This is a genomic window from Wohlfahrtiimonas larvae (assembly GCF_002006755.1).
GTDB classification, from domain to species: domain Bacteria; phylum Pseudomonadota; class Gammaproteobacteria; order Cardiobacteriales; family Wohlfahrtiimonadaceae; genus Wohlfahrtiimonas; species Wohlfahrtiimonas larvae.
In genome coordinates, this window is record NZ_MVDO01000073.1 from 1 (window position 1) to 3,889 (window position 3,889).

Annotated in this window: 3 protein-coding genes; all 3 read left to right on the plus strand. The window is 37.3% G+C overall.

Annotation, left to right across the window (positions count from 1 at the left end; all coding sequences use genetic code 11):
• Window positions 1–9 precede the first annotated feature (9 nt).
• Window positions 10–171 carry a hypothetical protein gene (locus tag BZK14_RS13475; RefSeq protein WP_281249070.1) on the plus strand — a complete coding sequence of 54 codons (162 nt, stop codon included), beginning with the start codon at window positions 10–12 and terminating at the stop codon, window positions 169–171.
• A gap of 258 nt (window positions 172–429) precedes the next feature.
• Window positions 430–693 carry a hypothetical protein gene (locus BZK14_RS04485; RefSeq protein WP_077925373.1) on the plus strand — a complete coding sequence of 88 codons (264 nt, stop codon included), beginning with the start codon at window positions 430–432 and terminating at the stop codon, window positions 691–693.
• An 81-nt stretch (window positions 694–774) separates the two neighbouring features.
• The coding region (dnaE, locus tag BZK14_RS04490; protein WP_077925374.1) for a DNA polymerase III subunit alpha at window positions 775–3,889 on the plus strand (3,115 nt) is incomplete at its 3' end.

The following is a 3,889-nucleotide window of genomic DNA, read 5'->3' on the forward strand; positions in this document are numbered from 1 at the left end:
GTTTATGCCATAAACAATGATGGCTTATTACAAATGAAACGCCTTAAACATAAAACAGGCAGTATCATTACTGTAGAATCTTATAACCGTGAAGAATACCCAGCATTTGATGTTTCCTTAGAACAAGTTGAAGTGATTGGCCGCGTATTTTGGTATTCAACTGTTATGTAATTAATTTTTAATCAAAGATTTCTGTCTAATGCCCCATGATAAAAATATCTTGGGGCATTTTTATAACCTAAATCATAACTTAAAGTAATTTTAAAACTGAAAAATAAATTTATAATCCATTGATAAAAAAGAATTATTAAAAATACAAATATTTTTATAGCAATATTTATAACTTTTTATGCAAAATAATTTGACACTTTTATAACTAAAGTTATAATTAAGTTATATCACTAACAACGAGAACTTAAGGTGACAAATATGATTAAGCAAGAACATTTTCAGCAATTATTTATTTCTCTTTCACAACAAGAAAAAGATGATATTGTCCGTAGTGCAATTTTGATGAGCGAGCAATTTAAAGCTATATCTATTGCAGAATTAATGCGCAAAAGCCATTATCATGCCAAAGAAGCCATGCAAACTTTCCGTTTCAAAAAACAACGCATTCACCATGCAATTTTATTTGCTGCTTTACAACATGCAATGCGTAATAGAATGGGCCCCTTAATGGCTGCAGCATAAGCACTTCCTTTTTGTTAAACCGTGAACCCTTCCCTCATGATATAATGGTTAATTTTCACCATCACATGACGAAGGATTCACATGCGTTTTGTCCATTTAAATCTTCATACAGAATTTTCCATTGCCGATGGCTTAATTCGAATCAAACCTTTATTTGGCAAACTCAAGGATCAAGGCGCTGAATCTGTTGCAATTACCGATATTGGCAATGCATTTGGCGTTATAAAATTTTATGAAACAGCACTAAAAAATGGGATTAAACCTATTATCGGAGCAGAATGTTACATAAAAGACAGTCATGAAACGATCGGTAAAATTACCCTACTTGCTCAAAATATGGACGGTTATCTTAGCCTATCAAATCTATTGAGTGAAGGGTACCGTCATGGACAAGAGCGCGGTGTTCCACATATTACTTATGATTGGTTACAACAATACCATAAGGGTATAATCGTCATCGCTGGCAAAGACAGCCCAATAGGCACAACATTATTAACACGCAAAGAGGATGATTGGGGCGAATCACTTAAACCTTTTGAAATATTCCAAGATCGCTTGTATTTAGGTTTATCAAGAACACAACAAGAAAATGATGAAGCATTCATCACAACTGCAAAACAATTTGCATTGGCTAAAAACCTGCCATTAGTTGCTGTTAATAATGTACGATTCCTAGATAAAAGCGATTTTGATGCACATGAAATTCGTTCATGCATTCAAGCAGGGAATGTCATTTCTGATCCTAAGCGCCCGCGATTATATAGTGAAGAACAGTATCTCAAATCACCAGAAGAAATGATTGAGTTGTTTAAAGATATTCCTGAAGCCATTGAAAATACTGTTGAAATTGCTAAGCGTTGCACTGTTGAATTATCTCTTTATAAACCTTGCTTACCAAACTTCCCTATTCCTGATGGCATGACGATGGATGAATACTTCCGTCACTTATCTCATGAAGGCTTAAAAGACCGCATTGGCACTGATCACCCTGAGCAAGCAAAATATCTAGAACGTTTAGAAATTGAACTTAATGTCATCATTAATATGGGCTTTCCAGGTTACTTTTTAATTGTTGCAGACTTTATTCAATGGTCTAAAGATCATGATATTCCTGTTGGCCCTGGCCGCGGTTCGGGTGCAGGCTCATTAGTAGCTTGGGCATTAAAAATTACAGACTTAGATCCATTACCCTATGATCTACTTTTTGAACGTTTCTTGAATCCTGAACGCGTTTCCATGCCTGACTTCGACGTCGACTTCTGCATGGAAGGTCGTGATCGTGTGATTGAATATGTCGCTGAAAAATATGGTCGTGATGCGGTGTCACAAATTGCAACCCATGGCACAATGGCAGCAAAAGCTGTGATTCGTGACGTTGGCCGTGCATTAGGTCACCCTTATGGTTTTGTGGATCGCATTGCTAAGCTAATTCCTTTTGATTTAGGCATTACATTAGAAAAAGCCTTAATGCAAGAGCCTGAATTACACGATCTTTATGAAAATGATGAAGAAGTGAAAGAGCTCATCAACTATGCAAAACAATTGGAAGGTTTAACCAAATCCGTAGGGCGCCATGCAGGTGGTGTTGTTATTTCTCCCACGACTATTACAGACTTCTCACCACTATATTGCGAAGAAGGTAGCGAAGCACTGGTTGCTCAATATGATAAGAGTGACGTTGAATCCGCAGGATTAGTGAAGTTTGACTTCTTAGGATTAAGAACCCTTACCATCATTAACTGGGCCATTCAAAATATCAAACAAACACATAATCTTGATATTAATATCCTAGATATTCCATTGGATGACAAACCTGCATTTGATCTTTTAAAATCTTGTAAAACAACAGCTGTATTCCAGCTAGAATCTCGCGGCATGAAAGATTTGATTCGCCGTTTACAACCCGATAACTTTGAAGATATCATAGCTTTAGTTGCACTATTCCGCCCAGGTCCGTTGGAATCAGGAATGGTGGAAGACTTTATCAACCGTAAACATGGCCGTGCAGAAATCGAATACCCTTTTGCTGAATTGGAGACTGTATTAGCTCCAACGTATGGTGTTATCGTTTACCAAGAACAAGTTATGCAGATTTCACAGGTTATTGGTAACTATACATTGGGCGGTGCTGACTTATTGCGTCGTGCAATGGGTAAAAAACTCCCTGAAGAGATGGAAAAACAACGTGGCTTATTCATGCAAGGTGCAGAAGAGCTGGGCTTTGATAAAGAAAAAGCTGGTGCGCTCTTTGACTTGATGGAAAAATTCGCAGGCTATGGTTTCAATAAATCTCACTCTGCTGCTTACGCTTTAGTTTCTTATCAAACAGCATATTTGAAAGCTCATTACCCTGCTGAATTTATGGCAGCTGTACTATCTTCTGACATGGATAATACTGAAAAAGTCGTCACATTCATCGAAGAATGTGAAGATATGAAGCTCACAGTTTTACCACCTAGCATTAATCTCTCTCATTATAAATTTACGGTTAATCATAAAAGTGAAGTCATTTATGGCTTAGGTGCGATCAAAGGTGTTGGTGAAGCCGCAGCCTTACAAGCCATAGAAGAAATGCAGAACAATGGCCGTTATGTAGATCTATTTGATTTTTGTCGTCGAGTTGACTTATCAAAAATGAATCGTCGCGTGATTGAAATCTTAATTAAAGCAGGCGCTTTAGATGATTTGTCATCAAAACCTCTGACTATTCCTGAAAGATGCCAATTCCGAGCAAATTTATTAGCAACTTTACCTGAAGCTATTCATGCAGCAGAGCAACATTTACGTAATTTAAATTCAGGGCAAGAGGATCTATTTGGATTATTTGGTGGCGATACAACACAAGATACTTTAACTCAATCTCATTTAACAGAAGCTGACGCATGGCCTGAACGTGTTTTACTAGAAAACGAAAGTGATACATTAGGATTTTATCTCACAACACATCCCATTAATCGTTATCGCCAAGAATTGAAATCTATCACGACACACCCGATTGGTGAAATTCTTGGCATGCCAGAACCACCTTATAGAATCGCGCGCGCTAAAGAGCCTGAATCCACTATCGCAGGATTAGTCATCGGCATCCGTAGTAAATTCAATCAAAAAGGTCTCAAAATGACTTTTGTAACATTAGATGATCGTTCTGGCCGAATGGAGCTGCGTTTATATGATGAACATTTAGAACAATTGAGCC

Excerpts from the sequence above, each read along its gene's own strand:
- BZK14_RS04485 (WP_077925373.1), top strand. The coding sequence starts at position 430 with ATGATTAAGCAAGAACATTTTCAGCAATTATTTATTTCTCTTTCACAA.